The sequence below is a fragment of the Nocardia cyriacigeorgica NBRC 100375 genome (assembly GCF_000308555.1).
Lineage (GTDB): Bacteria > Actinomycetota > Actinomycetes > Mycobacteriales > Mycobacteriaceae > Nocardia > Nocardia cyriacigeorgica.
Genome location: NZ_BAFY01000034.1, coordinates 19,277 through 34,812, shown reverse-complemented (window position 1 = coordinate 34,812; position 15,536 = coordinate 19,277). Strand labels below are relative to the sequence as shown.

At 63.0% G+C, this 15,536-nt stretch carries 17 protein-coding genes; 12 read left to right on the top strand and 5 right to left on the bottom strand.

Annotation, left to right across the window (positions count from 1 at the left end; translation table 11 throughout):
• From RJ05_RS03595 to RJ05_RS03580, 4 genes are all read left to right on the top strand, one after another.
• Positions 1 to 1,500, top strand: a 1,500-nt coding sequence (locus RJ05_RS03595) for a CocE/NonD family hydrolase (RefSeq protein WP_036533059.1), incomplete at its 5' end; no start/stop codon positions are given.
• 70 nt (positions 1,501 to 1,570) lie between these two features.
• On the top strand, positions 1,571 to 2,578 hold the full coding sequence (locus RJ05_RS03590) for an adenylate/guanylate cyclase domain-containing protein (protein WP_036533058.1): 1,008 nt from the start codon (positions 1,571 to 1,573) through the stop codon (positions 2,576 to 2,578).
• A 57-nt stretch (positions 2,579 to 2,635) separates the two neighbouring features.
• The gene (locus tag RJ05_RS03585; RefSeq protein ID WP_036533055.1) at positions 2,636 to 3,406 is read left to right on the top strand and encodes an RluA family pseudouridine synthase; all 771 of its coding nucleotides are present in this window, start codon (positions 2,636 to 2,638) and stop codon (positions 3,404 to 3,406) included.
• 247 nt (positions 3,407 to 3,653) lie between these two features.
• Entirely contained in the window at positions 3,654 to 4,433 is a 780-nt protein-coding gene (locus tag RJ05_RS03580) for a metallophosphoesterase (RefSeq protein WP_036533084.1), read from the top strand.
• A gap of 104 nt (positions 4,434 to 4,537) precedes the next feature.
• Here RJ05_RS03580 and RJ05_RS03575 read toward each other — a convergent pair whose 3' ends face one another.
• From RJ05_RS03575 to RJ05_RS03565, 3 genes are all read right to left on the bottom strand, one after another.
• Positions 4,538 to 5,068 carry a hypothetical protein gene (locus RJ05_RS03575; protein ID WP_036533053.1) on the bottom strand — a complete coding sequence of 177 codons (531 nt, stop codon included), beginning with the start codon at positions 5,066 to 5,068 and terminating at the stop codon, positions 4,538 to 4,540.
• A 243-nt stretch (positions 5,069 to 5,311) separates the two neighbouring features.
• Positions 5,312 to 5,584 (bottom strand): hypothetical protein, encoded by a 273-nt coding sequence (locus tag RJ05_RS03570; RefSeq protein ID WP_138445818.1) that lies wholly within the window; start codon positions 5,582 to 5,584, stop codon positions 5,312 to 5,314.
• A gap of 33 nt (positions 5,585 to 5,617) precedes the next feature.
• Complete coding sequence (locus tag RJ05_RS03565; protein ID WP_036533083.1) at positions 5,618 to 6,067, bottom strand: DUF4254 domain-containing protein; 450 nt, start codon at positions 6,065 to 6,067, stop codon at positions 5,618 to 5,620.
• Positions 6,068 to 6,254: 187 nt separating this feature from the next.
• Here RJ05_RS03565 and RJ05_RS03560 point away from each other — a divergent pair, with 187 nt between their 5' ends.
• The 6 genes from RJ05_RS03560 (at position 6,255) to RJ05_RS30670 (ending at position 9,913) form a co-directional block, all read left to right on the top strand.
• The gene (locus RJ05_RS03560) at positions 6,255 to 7,100 is read left to right on the top strand and encodes a helix-turn-helix domain-containing protein (RefSeq protein ID WP_036533048.1); all 846 of its coding nucleotides are present in this window, start codon (positions 6,255 to 6,257) and stop codon (positions 7,098 to 7,100) included.
• Between the two features lie 44 nt (positions 7,101 to 7,144).
• Positions 7,145 to 7,531 carry a DUF397 domain-containing protein gene (locus tag RJ05_RS03555; protein ID WP_051016198.1) on the top strand — a complete coding sequence of 129 codons (387 nt, stop codon included), beginning with the start codon at positions 7,145 to 7,147 and terminating at the stop codon, positions 7,529 to 7,531.
• A 93-nt stretch (positions 7,532 to 7,624) separates the two neighbouring features.
• Positions 7,625 to 8,023 carry a hypothetical protein gene (locus RJ05_RS03550; protein WP_138445763.1) on the top strand — a complete coding sequence of 133 codons (399 nt, stop codon included), beginning with the start codon at positions 7,625 to 7,627 and terminating at the stop codon, positions 8,021 to 8,023.
• Entirely contained in the window at positions 8,020 to 8,625 is a 606-nt protein-coding gene (locus RJ05_RS29785; protein WP_081597152.1) for a DUF3558 domain-containing protein, read from the top strand. The genes RJ05_RS03550 and RJ05_RS29785 overlap by 4 nt, the downstream gene beginning before the upstream one ends.
• Positions 8,626 to 8,750: 125 nt before the next feature.
• Complete coding sequence (locus RJ05_RS30675; RefSeq protein ID WP_138445762.1) at positions 8,751 to 9,284, top strand: hypothetical protein; 534 nt, start codon at positions 8,751 to 8,753, stop codon at positions 9,282 to 9,284.
• A 62-nt stretch (positions 9,285 to 9,346) separates the two neighbouring features.
• Positions 9,347 to 9,913 (top strand): hypothetical protein, encoded by a 567-nt coding sequence (locus RJ05_RS30670; RefSeq protein ID WP_138445761.1) that lies wholly within the window; start codon positions 9,347 to 9,349, stop codon positions 9,911 to 9,913.
• A 22-nt stretch (positions 9,914 to 9,935) separates the two neighbouring features.
• Here the strand turns inward: RJ05_RS30670 and RJ05_RS03545 are convergent, their stop codons facing one another.
• Both RJ05_RS03545 and RJ05_RS03540 read right to left on the bottom strand, forming a co-directional pair.
• Positions 9,936 to 12,431, bottom strand: a complete 2,496-nt coding sequence (locus RJ05_RS03545; protein ID WP_036533046.1) for a WXG100 family type VII secretion target — start codon at positions 12,429 to 12,431, stop codon at positions 9,936 to 9,938.
• The gene (locus RJ05_RS03540) at positions 12,431 to 12,739 is read right to left on the bottom strand and encodes a type VII secretion target (RefSeq protein WP_051016194.1); all 309 of its coding nucleotides are present in this window, start codon (positions 12,737 to 12,739) and stop codon (positions 12,431 to 12,433) included. The genes RJ05_RS03545 and RJ05_RS03540 overlap by 1 nt, the downstream gene beginning before the upstream one ends.
• A 192-nt stretch (positions 12,740 to 12,931) precedes the next feature.
• Here RJ05_RS03540 and RJ05_RS31265 point away from each other — a divergent pair, with 192 nt between their 5' ends.
• Entirely contained in the window at positions 12,932 to 14,656 is a 1,725-nt protein-coding gene (locus RJ05_RS31265; RefSeq protein ID WP_158682446.1) for a hypothetical protein, read from the top strand.
• Positions 14,653 to 15,417, top strand: a complete 765-nt coding sequence (locus RJ05_RS29780) for an ESX secretion-associated protein EspG (protein ID WP_036533040.1) — start codon at positions 14,653 to 14,655, stop codon at positions 15,415 to 15,417. Before RJ05_RS31265 ends, RJ05_RS29780 begins: the two co-directional genes overlap by 4 nt.
• Positions 15,418 to 15,536 lie beyond the last annotated feature (119 nt).

Sequence of the window (15,536 nt, the reverse complement as noted above, 5' to 3'; positions counted from 1 at the left end):
AACACCCTCGGCGCGCGCGAACAACTCGACACCCGCGAGGTGATCGATTGGGCGGCGGCCCAGCCGTGGTCCAACGGACGGATCGCGATGAGCGGCGGCTCCTATTCCGGCATCAATCAGCTACGGGCGGCGGAGAACCCCCCGTCGTCGTTGCGCGCGATCTTCCCGGTGGAACCGGGTAGCGACCTCATGCGCGATGTGGTGGCGCCGGGCGGCGGCATCGGCACCACCTTCCTGCCGATGTGGCTGAACTCGGTGAACAACGCCAAACTGCTGCCCGATATCAGCTCGATGCTGAACGGCACCTTCGACTGGCGCTGGTTCAACGACCGTCGCCGCGATCCGCTCACCAACTTCGACCTGCTGGCCCAGGCCCTGCTGACGCCCTCGCTGCACAATGTGCCGCCCGCGCTCTCGGCCGCACTCGACGAGAACAGCGCCTTCCGGGAAGGCATCATGGGCCGTCCCGAGAAGGTCGGCGTGCCCACCTTCGTCTACGGCGGCTGGCACGACATCTTCGCCAACAGCGCCACCACCCTCTACAACGCCATCCCGCTGCCCGCGGACCAGAAGAAGCTGGTGGTCGGCGACACCTATCACGCGAACCCCGGTGCGGGCACGGGCGTTCCGGGCGCACCGGCTCGGCTCGATGTCTTGCAGCGGGCCTGGTTCGACCACTGGCTCAAAGACATCGACAACGGCGTCACCGGATTCGGGCCGGTCACGGTGTGGGAGCAGGGCGGCGGCTGGGTCACCCTCCCCGAGTTCCCGAAACCGGGCATGACGCACCGGCGGGTCTATCTGTCCGGCGCACCCAGCGGCACCACCCGCGACAGCCTGCACGACGGCTCGCTGACAGCCGCGCCCGCCCCCGACACCACCCGCCTCACCGTCGCCCCCGGCCTCACCACCGCATGCTCGCGCGACGCCGCCCAGGGTTCGGCGGGCATGACGGCGGTGATCGACGCCTGCGCCAAGGATTCCCGGATCGCTGAACGCAACGGACTCACCTTCACCAGCGCCGAGATCACCGAGCCGACCGTGATTTCCGGACCGATCAACGTCCATCTCAATACCGTGCACGATGCCGCCGACGGGTACTGGAACGTCACCGTCAACGACGTCGCACCGGACGGGAGGTCCACGGTGTTGTCCACCGGGCAGCTCACCTCCTCGCTGCGCGCCATCGACGAAGCCAAGAGCACCCGTTCGGCCAACGGCGATCTGACCGCACCGCACAACCCGATCACCCTCGACAGCGTGCTGCCGGTGCCGCCGGGCGAGGCGATCACGCTCGATATCGCCGTCATCCCCACGCAGGCCATCCTGCAACCGGGGCATCGGCTGCGGGTGGACGTCTTCGCGGGCAATTCGCCCAAGGCGCTGGCCTTCCGGCCGATGCTCAATGCCAGCGAACTCAAGCCGCAGCATCTGGTGCTCGATCCGAACGCGCCGAGTTTCGTCAACCTGCCGACCGACAGGCCGATCGCCTTCCGGTGATTTCGTGTGACGCCACAATCTCGTCGCAAGAACCTCGTTCGGCAGCGTCCGGCCCCGTAGGGTTTCGGACATGGTGTCGCCCGAGATGACGCAACTGGTGCAGTCGGTCGTCGAGACGTACCTGCTGGACGGCACCCGCCGCTACAACCGCGATGATGTGGCACGCCAGACCGGTGTGCCCGTCGAGGTATCGCGCAGGCTGTGGGTCGCGCTCGGTTTCCCCGCGGGCGGTGACGAGGCGACGCTGGACTACACCGACGCCGACGTACGCGCCGTGCGCGAGTTCCGCGAACTGGGCGTGCTCGCGTCGACGGATCTGCGCCAGCAGGCCGCGACCGCCCGCACCATCGGCCAGTCGATGGCACGGCTGGCCGAATGGCAGGTGGATCTGGTGCTCGACGAGATCACCCGCCGCGTGGCCGCCGCCGATCCCGACGCCGATCCGGCCACCATCGCCCGCCAAGCCACCGAGGCGACGGTGCAGATCCTGGAAGAACTGCACGCCTACGCCTGGCGCAGGCATCTGGCGGCTGCCCTGGCCCGCTCGCTCGACGGCGCGGGCACGGCCGCGGATTCGACCAGGGAGCTGGCCGTCGGGTTCGCCGATATGGTCGGCTACACCCGGTTGACCAGGCATCTGCACCCCGATGAGCTGTCCACACTGCTCGAGGCGTTCGAATCCACCACCACGGCCGCCATCACTGAAAACGGCGGCTGGGTGATCAAGAACGTCGGCGATGAGGTCATGTTCGCCGCCGAAACCGCGCTCGAGGCGGCCCGGATCGCCGTGGCCATTCAAGAGAGCACCATGACCGTCGGCACCACGCCCGAACTGCGCGTCGCCGTCGCCTACGGGCCGGTGTTGCAACGATTCGGGGATCTGTACGGCTCGGTGGTGAACATCGCGGCCCGGCTGACCGGCGTGGCGCGGCCCGGCACCGTCCTCGTCGATGACGCCGCGGCCGCCGAACTCGCCGGTGAACCCGAATTCGCCATCCGGCATCTGCGCAGTGTGCGGGTACGCGGCTTCAACCGGCTGCGCCCGCACGTGCTGCGGCGCAACGGGAAGAACCGCTGAGCCCGATCCTGCCCAGCGACGGGGAGGCTTCGTGGGCGCTCATCTAGGCTCGGCCCGGTGGATATCGACTGGCCCGACCTGCGTGAACGCTGCCGTATCGCCGAGGACGACGCGATCGTCGCGCTGAACAAACCCGCGGGGATCTCGGTGACCGGCGAACGGCACGACACCGACATCGTGCAGGCCGCGGCGGCCGTCGGCGAGACGCTGTATCCGGTGCATCGCATCGACAAGGTGACGTCGGGTGTGGTGCTGCTGGCCAAGGATCTCGCCGCGCATGGGCAGCTGACCAGGCAGTTCAACAAGCAGACCGCGCGGAAGACGTATCTCGCGATCGTCACGACACCGGAGGGCGAGCTACCCGACACCGGCACCATCGAGCTGCCGCTGAGTGTCGGGCGCAAGAACCGGGTGCGGATCGCGGCGCCGAGGGAGAGCATTCAGACCACCGGGGACCGCTGGTTCGTGGAGCCCGGTGATCTGCTCGACACCAAGAACTACCCATCCACCACCCGCTTCGCGACCGTGCTGCGGCACGGCGACCACACCGTCCTCGCGCTGCGCCCCGTCACCGGGCGGCGTCATCAGATCCGCGTCCACCTGGCCTGGATCGGCCATGCCATCGCCGGCGATCCGCTGTTCGACAAATCGGGCACGCACGACCGCACCTACCTGCATTCCTGGCAGTTGGGGCTGGCGGCGGACTGGCGGACCCCGCCGGAGTTGAACCTCGAGGCGGAGCCCGGTGACGCCTTCTGGGCGCCGCTGGCGGCCGAACCGGGCACCGCGGCCGAGCTGTTGAGTAGCGCAGCAGACCGGCTCGGATGATCGCTGATCGCAGGTGCGGTCAGCAGAGGTTCCGGGTGTGGCCGGCGGCGTTCACTAACAGGCCGTGCCGATCCTCGCTGGACAGTTCACTATGAGGCGCAACACGGTCTCGCGGTAACAGAAATCCAGGTGGCGAGCCTCATGGCGACAACGATTCCGCTGGTCAACTAGCCTGAAACAGGGCACTGCGGGAGGTGCGGTGCACTCTGTTCGCAATGGAGCGATCCCCCAGAGAAAGCAGATGGGCATGATCCTGGTGGCTCAGGTCAGCGACACACATTTCGATCTCGGACCCCGCAATGTCGAACGGGCAGAGCGGGTCATGGCCTATCTGGCCGATCTACGCCGACGGCCCGACGCCATCCTGGTCACCGGCGACGTCACCGATTCCGGTAAACCCGATCAGTACGCCGAAGCGCGCATCGCCCTACAGGCCGATATCCCCGTCTACGCCCTGCCGGGTAACCACGACGATCGCGGCGCGTTCCGCGAGGTTCTGCTCGGGCTGCCGTCGTCGACCGAACCGATCAACCACGCCCACCGCGTCGGCCCGCTGACGTTGATCCTGCTCGATTCCAGCGTCCCCGGCGAACCCAGCGGCCACCTCACCGACGACACCTACGACTGGCTGCGCGGCGTCCTCGCCGACGCCCCCGCCGACGACCCGATCCTGCTGGCCATGCACCATCCCCCCGCCCACCTCTACAGCCCGGTCGTCGACGAGATCGCCCTCGCCGACCCCGGCCGCCTGGCCGAACTCGTGGCCGCCGACGACCGCATCCTCGCCGTCCTCACCGGCCACGCCCACTCCGCCGCGACCACCACCTTCGCCGGCAAGCCCCTCCTCGTAGCGCCGAGCACCGCGTCGGTCCTCGGCGGCGAATGGGAACTGGCCCTGCCCGACCGCGTAATGGACTACGCACCGGACCCTGCCGTAGCGCTGCACGTCATCGATGAAAATCACGCCCTGACAACACATTTCCGCAGTGTGCCGATGGGTGGGTGGATCGGCGTCGCACCGTACTGAGCAATGATAAACACACCTATAATAAGTGCGCTTATCATTGCCCCACGCGGCGTGATCAGCGCGAGAGCTAATCGTCACAGGTGCTCTCAGCAGCGGACACCGATTCACCAGATATCGGTCCAGACCGGTCTTTTGGGGATCTCGAGGATGGCCGACTTCTTGTGGACCACTACTGGCAGGGTCGCCCCTGCGTGCAGTTGTTCGACCATCGCGCGGGCTCGGGATTCGCGGAATTGGTGGTAGAAGTATTCCTTTCGCACGCGGACCTCGTCGCCTGTGTCCGGGTGCACGGACCGGGTTTCGATCCGCACGCGCCACAGATCGAAGCCGAAGAAGGCTCGGCTGTGCTTGCATCGCAGGTCGGATTCGACCACAACGGCTTCCGCCGGGCTCCCGACGCGGCGCACGTAGCCGCGGCGCAGCCGCCATGCCGCGTTCAGGAGCAGCATCCATGCGGGTATGCCCAGGAGCGCGCTCGCGGGGAGAACGAGCACTGCGGCGAGGTCCGAACCGGACAGGTCGGCCAGTGCGCCAACAAGCTTCACGGTGCCGGCCAGAAAGAAGAATGCCGCGACGGGCACACCCAGCGTCCATACCAGCGCCATCGGCCCGATCAACGGCTTGGTCCGCGACACACCACTCCTCACCCGCAATCCACTGATGCAGAATCCTACGGCGCATCACTGCGTTGCCCAGACCTGACGCAGGACATCAGTCAGATCCGGGCTCGGTGTCTCGCTTCGCTGTCGAACCTCTCCGGAACGAGTCGAACAACTCATCGAGAGACTGCCGCTCACTGGGCATCCCGTACGCATCGAGCGTCGACCACGTCCCGTCGTCCCACTGCACCCACGCCCGCGGTTCCTCGTCGGGCTCGGTCACCGCAGGTACCGCTCGGCCCTGGCGTCCGGCCTGATGACCCCGAACGCGACAAGGGTCTGGTATGCATCCCGCTTGTGCGGGCAGCTGTCGATGCCGCATCGGCGGTGCGATCGCATGGTGGCGTGCGCCGTTCGCACCGACATCCGCGGCGCCCGCGCCTGGATCGGCGGCTCATCATCACCGAAGGTGTAGGGCAGGACATAGATCAAGCCGAGCAATAGCACGGCGACAGGTCCGGCGACTGCAAGCGCGGCCAAGTAGTCCGACATCGAAACCCCCTGCATTAGTTGTCTATTCGAAACTCACTCGACGGTTCCCGCGGCAGGCACGGTGAGGTCGGGCAGTCGGCGCACACCAGCCGAGATCTCGAACGACAGGTCGGTGTATCCGACCGTCAACTCAGCCAACCGCTGCCACGCCACCCGCATCTCGCGATCCGGCGCACCGGCCGCGATGCTCCCGCGCGCCGCAACCGACAGCTGCGCCATCCGATCGATCACTGCCCCAACGGTTTCGGTGTGCTGATACGCCGCACCACGAGCAGGGACGATTGTCGCGGCCACCCAGCGATCGATAGCCCGCATCAACACCCCACGCTGCCTATCGATCTCGGTGAAACAGTCCGGAGACGAATCCATCCGCGCCTCATGCATGCTCGCCAGCTCATACGCGGCTTGAAGTAGCGGATGCTCGAGCACGACGATGCCCGCACACGCCTCCAGCACCATGTCCTTCGATGGGAGCGGGATCATCGCACCCACCTCGCTCGCAGCGATCCAACCTTCGGTCGAGCAACCCCGTTCCCCACGCTGTTCTCCGATCTTGGCCCGGTTCGTCACATGCATCGTAGCCACAATCCTGCACCATGTGTGCAATATTGCACGACACCTAATTAGTTGTAAGGTCGGCTGACGACTTCGACACGGAGGTGAGGCTTCCATGGCAGCACGACCGGAACCGACGCTGCGTGCTCAGTGGCTCGGCCAGCAGCTGCGCCGGTATCGCGAAGCTGCTGGGCTCACCCTCAAAGAAGCCGCCGCGTATCTCAATCGCGACTCGTCGACGGTCAGCAGATTCGAGGCCGGCCTCTACCCACCACGCGACAACGATGTCCAGGAACTACTGACGCTGTATGGAGTTTCCAGCGAGCCCATCCGATCGTCGCTCCGCAAGCTGAGCATGGAGGTCTGGCAGAAGGGCTGGTGGGAGGGTTACGCCAAGGACGTCGACCCATCGATCGTCGACTACGCCTGGCTCGAAGCCCGTGCCGCTGAGATCAAATCATTCAATCCGATCGTGGTGCCCGGCCTGCTGCAGACTCCGGCCTATGCCGAGGCTGTGATGCGTGCCGTTGATCCCGACGTGCCCGACGAGCAGGTGGACCGCTGGCTCGAGGTCCGGATGCTGCGCCAGCAGACCCTGAGCCTCCCCCGGCCGACACAGTTCACGGCAATCCTGGACGAATCAGTCCTGCGGCGCCCGGTCGGTGGACATCGGGTCATGACCGAGCAGCTCGAGCACCTCGCAGAAGTCGCGCTGCGCCCCAACATTCACATCCGCGTACTGCCCGAACGGCTCGGCGCACACGCTGCACCCGACGGCTCATTCAAACTGTTCAACATGCCCGAGCCCTACCCGAACCTGGCATGCATCGAGACTCCCGCCGGCGTGATCTACGTCGAAGATGATGGCATCAAACGGTTCGTGGCAGCTTTCGACCGCCTCGAACAGGCGACCCTCGACCGTGAGGAATCCATCGCTGAACTGCAGAAATGGTCCCGATAACCCGAGGTGGCAGCCGAGTATGCTTGACCTGTTCATGCCAGTAGATGGAAGGTCACGCAATGCCGACCCCGGGACCAGCGCTAGCTGATGGATGGCGAAAGAGTAGTCGAAGCGGCGACGGCGGTGGCGGAAACTGCGTGGAGGTCAAGTTCGACGGTGACGTGGTCCTGATCCGGGATAGCAAGTACCTACGCAACCCCGCCAACGACCCGGCTGAACAGCCTGTAATCACGCTGTCGGCAGACAAATGGGAAACGTTCATAGGAGCTGTGGCGGGGAAGTCCACCCGATCCCGACAGGCATTCCCCCGGATTGAGCAGACGTCCCGCGGGGTCCACTTACACTCCGGCAACACAACCCTCACCTTCACTCACCAGGAGTGGGCCGCGTTTACAGCCGGAATCCACGGCGGCGAATTCGCCGCAGCCTGACCGGTCATCCACGCCGAGTTGGCCTCGTTCAACCGCATGCCCTGCTTGAGAGCTGCTGGTAACCTTGCAGATCGACCATCGAATGGGGGTATCGTGACGGGCGCCAGCATCGACTACGGCCAGACAGAAATCGCAGCTTTCAGCCAAGCTGCGGCGGCCGGAGTAATCAGGTACGACGAGGAAGTTGCTCGGCAAGCTGTACAGAAGTACGACGACATGATCGCAGGTCTGCAAAATGTCCGGAACAAGTTGCGCGATCAGGCGCTGGATCCGATCGGGTTCGGCGGCTTCGAATCCGGAAAACAGCTCACTCAGGGCTTCTCCAACAAAGCCGCAGATGGAATATCGGTGCTGGACAAGCTGATCGAGGGTGCGATGCTCATGCAAGTCGCATGCTTGCGGGCCGCGAATCTCGCGGAAGAGGCAGATCAACGCAACGCCGACGCACTGCGATTCGCAGCCGAAGCCGCAGGCAATAGCGGGCAATCATGAGGCAGGTCTTCTATGTCGTACTCAGCACAGCGGTCATGGGTTCCCTCCTGTCTGCATGTGCCAACTCCCCGACTTCGGGCACGGAAGAACAGAGCAGCACCACTCCTGCCCCCACCCTTGCCGCCCCCGTCTCATCGCCACCGGTGCAGATCAATAACGGTGGGCGCAGAACGGTCCAGTACGACCCTTGCACGTCGCTGACAGACAGCGTCATCGTCGAAATCGATTTCGATCCTCGCACTAGAAGACGAGGGGATTCGATATTCGACACATATTCTTTCTTGGGCTGCACATTCGACCGAAAGGAAGAAGTTCGGGGCGCCATGCGCGCCACAAGCACACTAGATATCGACTCGTCAAACATAACTCTGAACGAATTCCGCGACCGAGAATCGGGGAAGTACACAGAAATATCCGTTGGTGGACGTAACGCGATCAGATACGAAAATACCGCAGCTCGCTCCTGCCATGTCATCATTGAGAGCCCGGACGGCACGCTGTCCATCGCCAAAAGCGTTAACGCTGCATTTACCACTGAGCGGGCCTGCGATGGCATCGACACTATATCTGCCAAGTTAGAGGCGTCCTTGCCGACAAGTTGACTACCCCCTCCGAATAATCAGCCTACGCTGCGGTTCTCTTAGAACCACACCCCGCCAACAGCCCTGCGTGACGGGAGACTCCGCAACAAATGATCCGAAGGGTTAGCTGGAAATACCTCGCCCTCATGGCAGGGATTCTGACTTTATCCGCCGGCGCTATCGCATGCGACGAAGCGACCAGCAGCGAAATAGCTATTCAAGTCTCGCTTCCTTCGACACCCGAGGACACATCGTTCAAGTGGGATCCATGCTTTCGAATCGATGATTCTATCCCAGAAGAATTCGGGTTCGAACCCGAAACTCGACAACGACGTGACTGGCATACTCACTTTACCGACAATGAGATGTTCATCGGATGCGTTTTCAACCGCTTGAACAAGGTGGATGAGATAGAATTTCCGGTCGCATTCATGTCGATTCAATCGGGGAATATGACCTTTCAAACGATGCAGGATCGACATCCCGAAGCACCCCCGGCAACCATCGGCGATCGAACAGGATTCCGACTCGAGGATGGAGCATCCGGACATATGATCGTCATGCCAGGGCCCGACGGGGTTCTCATGGTCAGGCTAGCGTGTCTCGATGTGTGTACCGACTGGAAAGCGGAACAGCACATCGACGCACTGGCGAGCCGAATCGAGGGATTGATTTCGTGATCCCAATAACTCTCGTTCACCGAATTCCCCTTCAGTACTCCTGAAAGGAAAGGCTGGTCAGAATGAACCGCCACAGGTTAGCAGCGGCTGCGGTTATCATACTCGAAACAGCAGCACTGTCTACGTTATCAGCATGCGCAAAGGAATATCCTCCCACAACTCAAGGCCCCTCGGTCAGAGCGTTTTGCGAACCCTTCCTGAAATTCTTTCAAGAAGATTTGACCATCAATGACGTCAGCCTGAGATCAGCCGATAATCTTGATGCCAAGATTTCCGACCTGGATAGCGTGGCGTGCAATTATGCAGGCAAGCTTGACAATCCCGTGCGCGCAATAGTCGGCCTAGAATCACCGCAGAGTGACGTGGTGCATCCTGACGCAGCTCAGCGTGAAGTTCTAGGGTATAAACGGCTTCCGGGTTACTCCGTCGATATTTGGATTCGAGATAACCGGATCAAGGAATCTACTTCATCAAAGGGCAGTTTGGACTTAGCGGTCGCAGTCGATAATTGGCACGTTTCGCTTCAGATCCTAGCGGCCGACAAATCTCTCGAGATGACCGACGAGCAGGTCTCGAGGGCGGCTGAGCTATTGATCGAACGTACCGAAAGCGTCACCGCGCTGGGCTAGCGCAGTTAGCCACCAGCAGTCGTCACCTCGCGTCCATTTCCGCATCTTGGCTTATTATTCCGAAGTTTTGCAGTGGGGTGCTCAGCGCACCACCTCGATAGCTATCGAGGATATTCTGGAGCTGCGATCGAAGGTCGTTATCGTACATACCTGCACCATCGGTGAGCTCCGCGTATCCCTTGAGTTTTCCACTTGCGTCAAAAAGTCCAGCGTAGCTTGGATCGTGAGGGATAGGGCCCGTCCTGGATTCGAGTACCTGCGCGAGCTGGTACATCTGCTTTCCTGGCGACAGCGAGGTACCTTCGGTTAACTGCGGTGACGCCGGGTCTGGAGCAAGATAGACACCCAGAGTTGCGTTCTTTACAGCCGTGTTTGCAGCGTCAATCGCGGGCGAGGCGATGTTACCGGCCATATCGCCAGCAACGGGACCGACGACCGGAACATATTTGATGCCCGTTGTCAGGGCAACCTTTGCGGCGTCCCATATTTCACTCTTTCGTGCGTGTGCGTTCGCGGCCTGGCCAGCCATATCGCGCGTTCTGTCGTTCGCTTCCTCGGTCAAACCGGCATCGATTATTCCATGGATTGCCCCATAGCCATCGGCGAGCGCGTTATTTGGCTTGTTCGCAAGAACGGAGTCGACCCACGCTTCTTGAAGGTCCATAGCAGAAAGAAGTGCGCTGGCATTGAATTCTTCAGCAACGTCTTTGTCGGTGTTCATGACCTCGAAGATTCCTTTCGCCATCGCCCGACTTCGATCGTTAACTGCCTCCGGCGGCAACTCGAATCCATCCGTGGTCAAGTGCTGCGGATTAACACCTGCGAGATTCGGAATGTACGGCTGCAGCGCATCAGCGAATGCGCGTAGCGCTCGGGGGTTCGTCTCACCCAGTGAGGCGGTCCGATCGCCGTCCATGTTCATCAGCCAGTCTTTATTGCTATCGATGTAGCGTGAGAGCGCCGATGCCGATTCGCCTGCACGAGTAGCGGTCAGGGTGTCCGGCGAGGTGGCGTCGTCCTGAATCCAGTTGAACATGTTGCCGATCGCCGCGCCGTCGTCGCTCCACTGATGGCCAAGAGCAGGGCCGATCATCTTGTCGAAGCTGTACTCGTTGTACGTCTGGCCAGGTGTGTCCTTGCCGAAAAGTTCCGGGCTTCCATTGCCGGTGATCAGCGCGTACGAGGCTTCCTTGCTACGCGTCCCTGTTTCTAGGAAGTTCTGAGCGCTTTCCTCGGTCATGTTCCGAATGCCGATGGCGTCCCCGGAGTAGACCTTAACCCATTCGCCGTAACCGCCATTATCGAGCAGATAGCCTTGGTGGGCGCCCTGCCGCGCCATTTCGACGCCGAGGCGGGCACCTGGCTCGTAGCCTTCGCCGGCGTTGCTGAGCAGATCACTGAACTGCGACATGTCGTTCAGGTAGTCTTCCAGGCAGCCTTGGCGGTTCTTGGCGTTGTGCCATTCAGGCCGGTAGTCGTCGGGCAGGTCGCGGGTGTTTCCGTCCGGGGTGTCCTTCCCGAACGCCGGCCTGGTGCCGATGATCTCGCGGACCTCGGGGTTGAGCTTCTCCCAGCCGCCGCGGTCCTCTTTTCCGGTACGGGGATCGCGGCCGACGACCTTGTCGTTAGAGACGGTGAGGAGCCCGTTCGCCAGCTCTTGACGCAGCCTCTGGGATGGCTCGGAGTTGTCGGTCCGGAGCTGCTCGGAAACACCGATCAGTCCGTCCCTTCCAGCCTTGTCATAGAACTGGGTCAGGTACTCCATGGTGGACGCCGGAACTGTGATCTCCTCGCCGCGAGCCATGGCATCCAGTTGAGAAGGTGTGAGGCCCGCACGTCCGAGGTTGTCGGCAATGCGTGCGATTTCCTCCGGCGACAGCTTTCCGTCGGCGACCGTTTCGCCGTCGAGTTTGCCTTGCTCACCGGTAAGTTGTCCGGCGGGGGCGGATTCGAGTCCGTTGCCAATGAGATCGCCCTTCGCGCGGATATCGCCCGCGTCGGTGTCCAGCGTCTGGTTCGCTTCGGTCACGGCATTGGCAAAGCTGAAATACGCTGTGTTGATCGCGGTTTGGCGGTTGCGGATCTCGTCCTGAAGCTTGGTGACGGCGTCCGTGGAAAGCTTGCCCGAGAAAGTCGACGTTGTCGTCACCTGCCACTGGTCGGTGACTGTCATGATGATCGACTGCCCCTCCAGCGAATATGGTGCCTGCGCATCGGCCACTCGGCCGAGGAGAGCCTGGCGCTCACCGCTGATCCGGGCATCCGCATTTCGCAACGCGGTGACCAGCTGACCTACTTCGTCAGCGAGTTTCCTGTCCTGATCAGCTTCGGTCGCCATGCGGTCGTACGCGGCGTCATGAGCTTTGCCGGACCAAGAGCCGTTGAGGCCGGTGAAGTGGGTCCGCATGCGGCCAAGGTGGTCCTGGAAGGCCTGACTCTGAGTCTCGATCAGTGTGGCCCATTCCGAGAGCTTCCACGGCTGCCACTGCTCGACCTGAGTCTTGGTTACTTGCAGCATCAGCGGTCCTTCGGCGGGTGGAATGCCATGGTGTCCAGCTGTTTGGCGAACTCTTCGTCCGTCATCTGGTAGTTCGCCGCGCATTGAGTCGTGATGTTGGCGAGCTGCCGTATTCGCTGTGCGACGCGCAGCCATGCGCCTTCGGTGTATTCACCAGCTTTGGCGCAGGTGGCCGGGATCGGCGCCCCGGGCAATGCAGCGGCCAGCTGGTCGCCGACGGTTCGAATCTCCAGCGCGTCGATCGAGTTACCCACGTCGTTGAGAGTCGTTGCCAGCCGATTTAGCTGGTCGATATCGGCCTGGAGCATGACGGATATCCCCCTCGATCAAGTGCCGACCCCATCCGTCGGACCCGTACCCGCTTACCTTAACGATGGTCGCTGCGGTTCTCCAACGTCGCTGCGATCCGACTGGGTCCGCTCCGGTCGCGGCGATCACCGCCGCTGTTATCCTGACCGGGTCGACTGTGAGTCGTAGTATCCAGCGATATGGGGGATGGTATGAGCAACGATCATCAGCCGGGATCGATCCCGGTCCCTGGCTTCCAGGACATGCTCGACCAGAACACTGTGCAGACCGCGCGGGGAAAAGTGACCGACGCGCTCGGCTGGGCTGCCCGTCGGGACCAGAAGCTCGTCGACCTCGGCGCCGGTATCGACCCGGACTACGTCAGCACGCTCGAACACTTCGAGGGCATGACTCACCAAGCGCTCTACGACGCCGTCCACGGGCCCGGCGGGCTCGATCCTGCCGGTCTGCAGACCCTGCGCCGCGTCTGGTACGAGTGTTACTCCGAGTTGGTGAATCTCGCGACCTTCAACCTGATGGGGCTCAACCGCATCTTCGGCAACGGTCTCTGGCAGGGAGCGGCGGCGGACGCAGCTGAGGCCGCCATGACCAAGTTCGCCGCGGCGGCGAACCAGGTCGGTCAGGTTTTCGGTTCGGTCAGTGACAGATTCGATGCTGCTGCCTGGGCAGCAGAAGCGGTTCGCGCCGCAGTACAGCCGCCACCGGCAATCGTTCAAGTACAGGCTGATCCCGACAACACGGAACAGTCGATCTTGCCGGGGCTCGTCAACGGCGAATACGAACGTCAGGTCAACAATGCTCGCGAGCAGGCACGACTGGCTTCGGTGGCCGCACTGAACACCATCTACAAACCGTCGTTCCCGCCAGCCGGTGCCGGCGTGCCAACGTACGCTGATGTACCTCAGATCGGCGACGGCCCCGCGCATGTGCCAGGCGGACCGTCAGATATCCCCAGCAACACGGGACCGAGAGGAGCCGAATCCGGCGCAGGCCCAGCGCCAGGCCAACCGCTGACCGTCGAACAGCCCGGCCCTGGCGCGAGCGCTGGCGCTGGGAGCCCCCTCGACGGCGGCGGTACCGGCCCAGCTGCCGAGCAGGCCGACCCGAACGGTGGATCGAGCAATACAACCGCCGCGAGTGCCGCACCGACGACAACACTCCCCGGTCCACAGACCAGCGCTACACCGAATTCCGCCACGCCGGGGGCGTCGGGCACGCAGCCGCCGGCTTCCGGTCCGTTCGGCAACGTGCCGAGCACTGGTAGCCGTCCGACGCTTCCGCCGGACGGCCGGAGCGGAGGCCTAGGTACGTCGCGCCCAAATCCCGGATCAGGTCTTCCCGGAGGAGGCGGAGTCTCAACCGGAGGCGCACGATCCACGCCCTCCATGTTGGGACGCCAGCCGACATCGCCTTTGGGGCCGATGACACCCGGCTCAGGCGCTCGCCGGAACCAAGAGGGCGATGAGGAACATTACGGCCCGGAGTACCTGCGTCGAGTTCACGACGACTGGACTGAGGGCATCACTGCGCCGATTGGGGTGGTCGGCGCGGAAGAGGTCCCATTGGAGAGTTCGTCAACAGTCGAGGATGATTTCTCGCCGTACCTCGCCTACGACGAACCCACCACTCGCCGGGCACGTTTCGAGCCCGCTCCCGTCGACGAGCCGCCAATGCGCCGGGAGCCGATCGCCGAAAGCCGCCCAACAACCGAGTCGGCCGAGCGTCTGCACATACAGGACGAACCGGCCCCTGATCCAGCGCCGGTGCCGATATCCATCTCGGACGAGACATCGATAACCGACGAGCAGCTGGCCGAAATGCAAGGGGCTGGATCGTCGGAGACGATCCTCACCGTAACCGGCACCGGACCATTCGCAGGCATGGCGTCGACGGACGAAGACAATCCGAATCGGTGAACGACACACAACGGAGCTGGACCTTCACTCCGGACGAGTTTGCCTGGGTGTGGGGTGAAACCGGTCGCGATGAGTACCCCGAACCGATCGCCATCCTGGAAACACCCACTACCGAAGACGAATACGCAGTCTTGTGCGCCGAGCTGAGCCAGCGCTATCCGCGCGACGGTGATCCAGATCGTCTGGGCCCTCTCCGAGTCCTTGCAGAACCTGACCTTCGATTGATCTGTTCAGGAACAGTCGGTCATCCCTCCCGACGCATTCGATCAGTGGGAGCGGCGATTGCCGACCTCGGCGTCGTCTTGTTCCAGAAACCCGGCACTACACCTGAATACGGTGGCGACATCATCATGCGCGTTGTGCCCCGCGATCGCCTGGCCGACCACATCGCAGCGACGTTGCCGCCTAGTCCCGCCGGTGCCACACCGCAGCTGATCGGGCATACACCGCGAGTCCGCGGCGAAGAACCACCCGAACGGTGGGGCTACACGCAAACCGGTGACCGACCTGCCGAGGAACGCATTCGGTCCCTGCTACGCGCACCGCGTGCCGGCGAGGGCTACCTGTGCGTCGAGCACCACCCCACCGACCCGCGGCGCGCCCGAACCCAGTACCTCAACTGGATCGATATTCACGAACGTCACCGGGCTGCCGGCCGCTACGTCATCAGCGTCGATGCCAACGACACCGTCGTCACACCGGCCTCATCAGAGGTCATCGGAAGTGAACTCCGACGGCGGACGGGAACCTGGAAGACTTGATTCACGGCGAAAGGCTTGCGCTCCAGCGCGTCGCCAGCTTCAGTGATCCAGGACTGCGCCTACACTGGTCGATCCCATTCGGTAGCGTCGCCTGGGTTTCCCGGGCGGAACCTCGCTTC

Coding starts and splice junctions, on each gene's coding strand:
- RJ05_RS29785 (WP_081597152.1), top strand. CDS start 8,020: ATGAGGCAGGTCTTCTATGTCGTACTCAGCACAGCGGTCATGGGTTCC.
- RJ05_RS03540 (WP_051016194.1), bottom strand. CDS start 12,739: ATGCTCCAGGCCGATATCGACCAGCTAAATCGGCTGGCAACGACTCTC.
- RJ05_RS03555 (WP_051016198.1), top strand. CDS start 7,145: ATGGAAGGTCACGCAATGCCGACCCCGGGACCAGCGCTAGCTGATGGA.
- RJ05_RS03580 (WP_036533084.1), top strand. CDS start 3,654: ATGATCCTGGTGGCTCAGGTCAGCGACACACATTTCGATCTCGGACCC.
- RJ05_RS03560 (WP_036533048.1), top strand. CDS start 6,255: ATGGCAGCACGACCGGAACCGACGCTGCGTGCTCAGTGGCTCGGCCAG.
- RJ05_RS30675 (WP_138445762.1), top strand. CDS start 8,751: ATGGCAGGGATTCTGACTTTATCCGCCGGCGCTATCGCATGCGACGAA.
- RJ05_RS03565 (WP_036533083.1), bottom strand. CDS start 6,067: ATGATCCCGCTCCCATCGAAGGACATGGTGCTGGAGGCGTGTGCGGGC.
- RJ05_RS03590 (WP_036533058.1), top strand. CDS start 1,571: ATGGTGTCGCCCGAGATGACGCAACTGGTGCAGTCGGTCGTCGAGACG.
- RJ05_RS30670 (WP_138445761.1), top strand. CDS start 9,347: ATGAACCGCCACAGGTTAGCAGCGGCTGCGGTTATCATACTCGAAACA.
- RJ05_RS03545 (WP_036533046.1), bottom strand. CDS start 12,431: ATGCTGCAAGTAACCAAGACTCAGGTCGAGCAGTGGCAGCCGTGGAAG.
- RJ05_RS03570 (WP_138445818.1), bottom strand. CDS start 5,584: ATGTCGGACTACTTGGCCGCGCTTGCAGTCGCCGGACCTGTCGCCGTG.
- RJ05_RS31265 (WP_158682446.1), top strand. CDS start 12,932: ATGAGCAACGATCATCAGCCGGGATCGATCCCGGTCCCTGGCTTCCAG.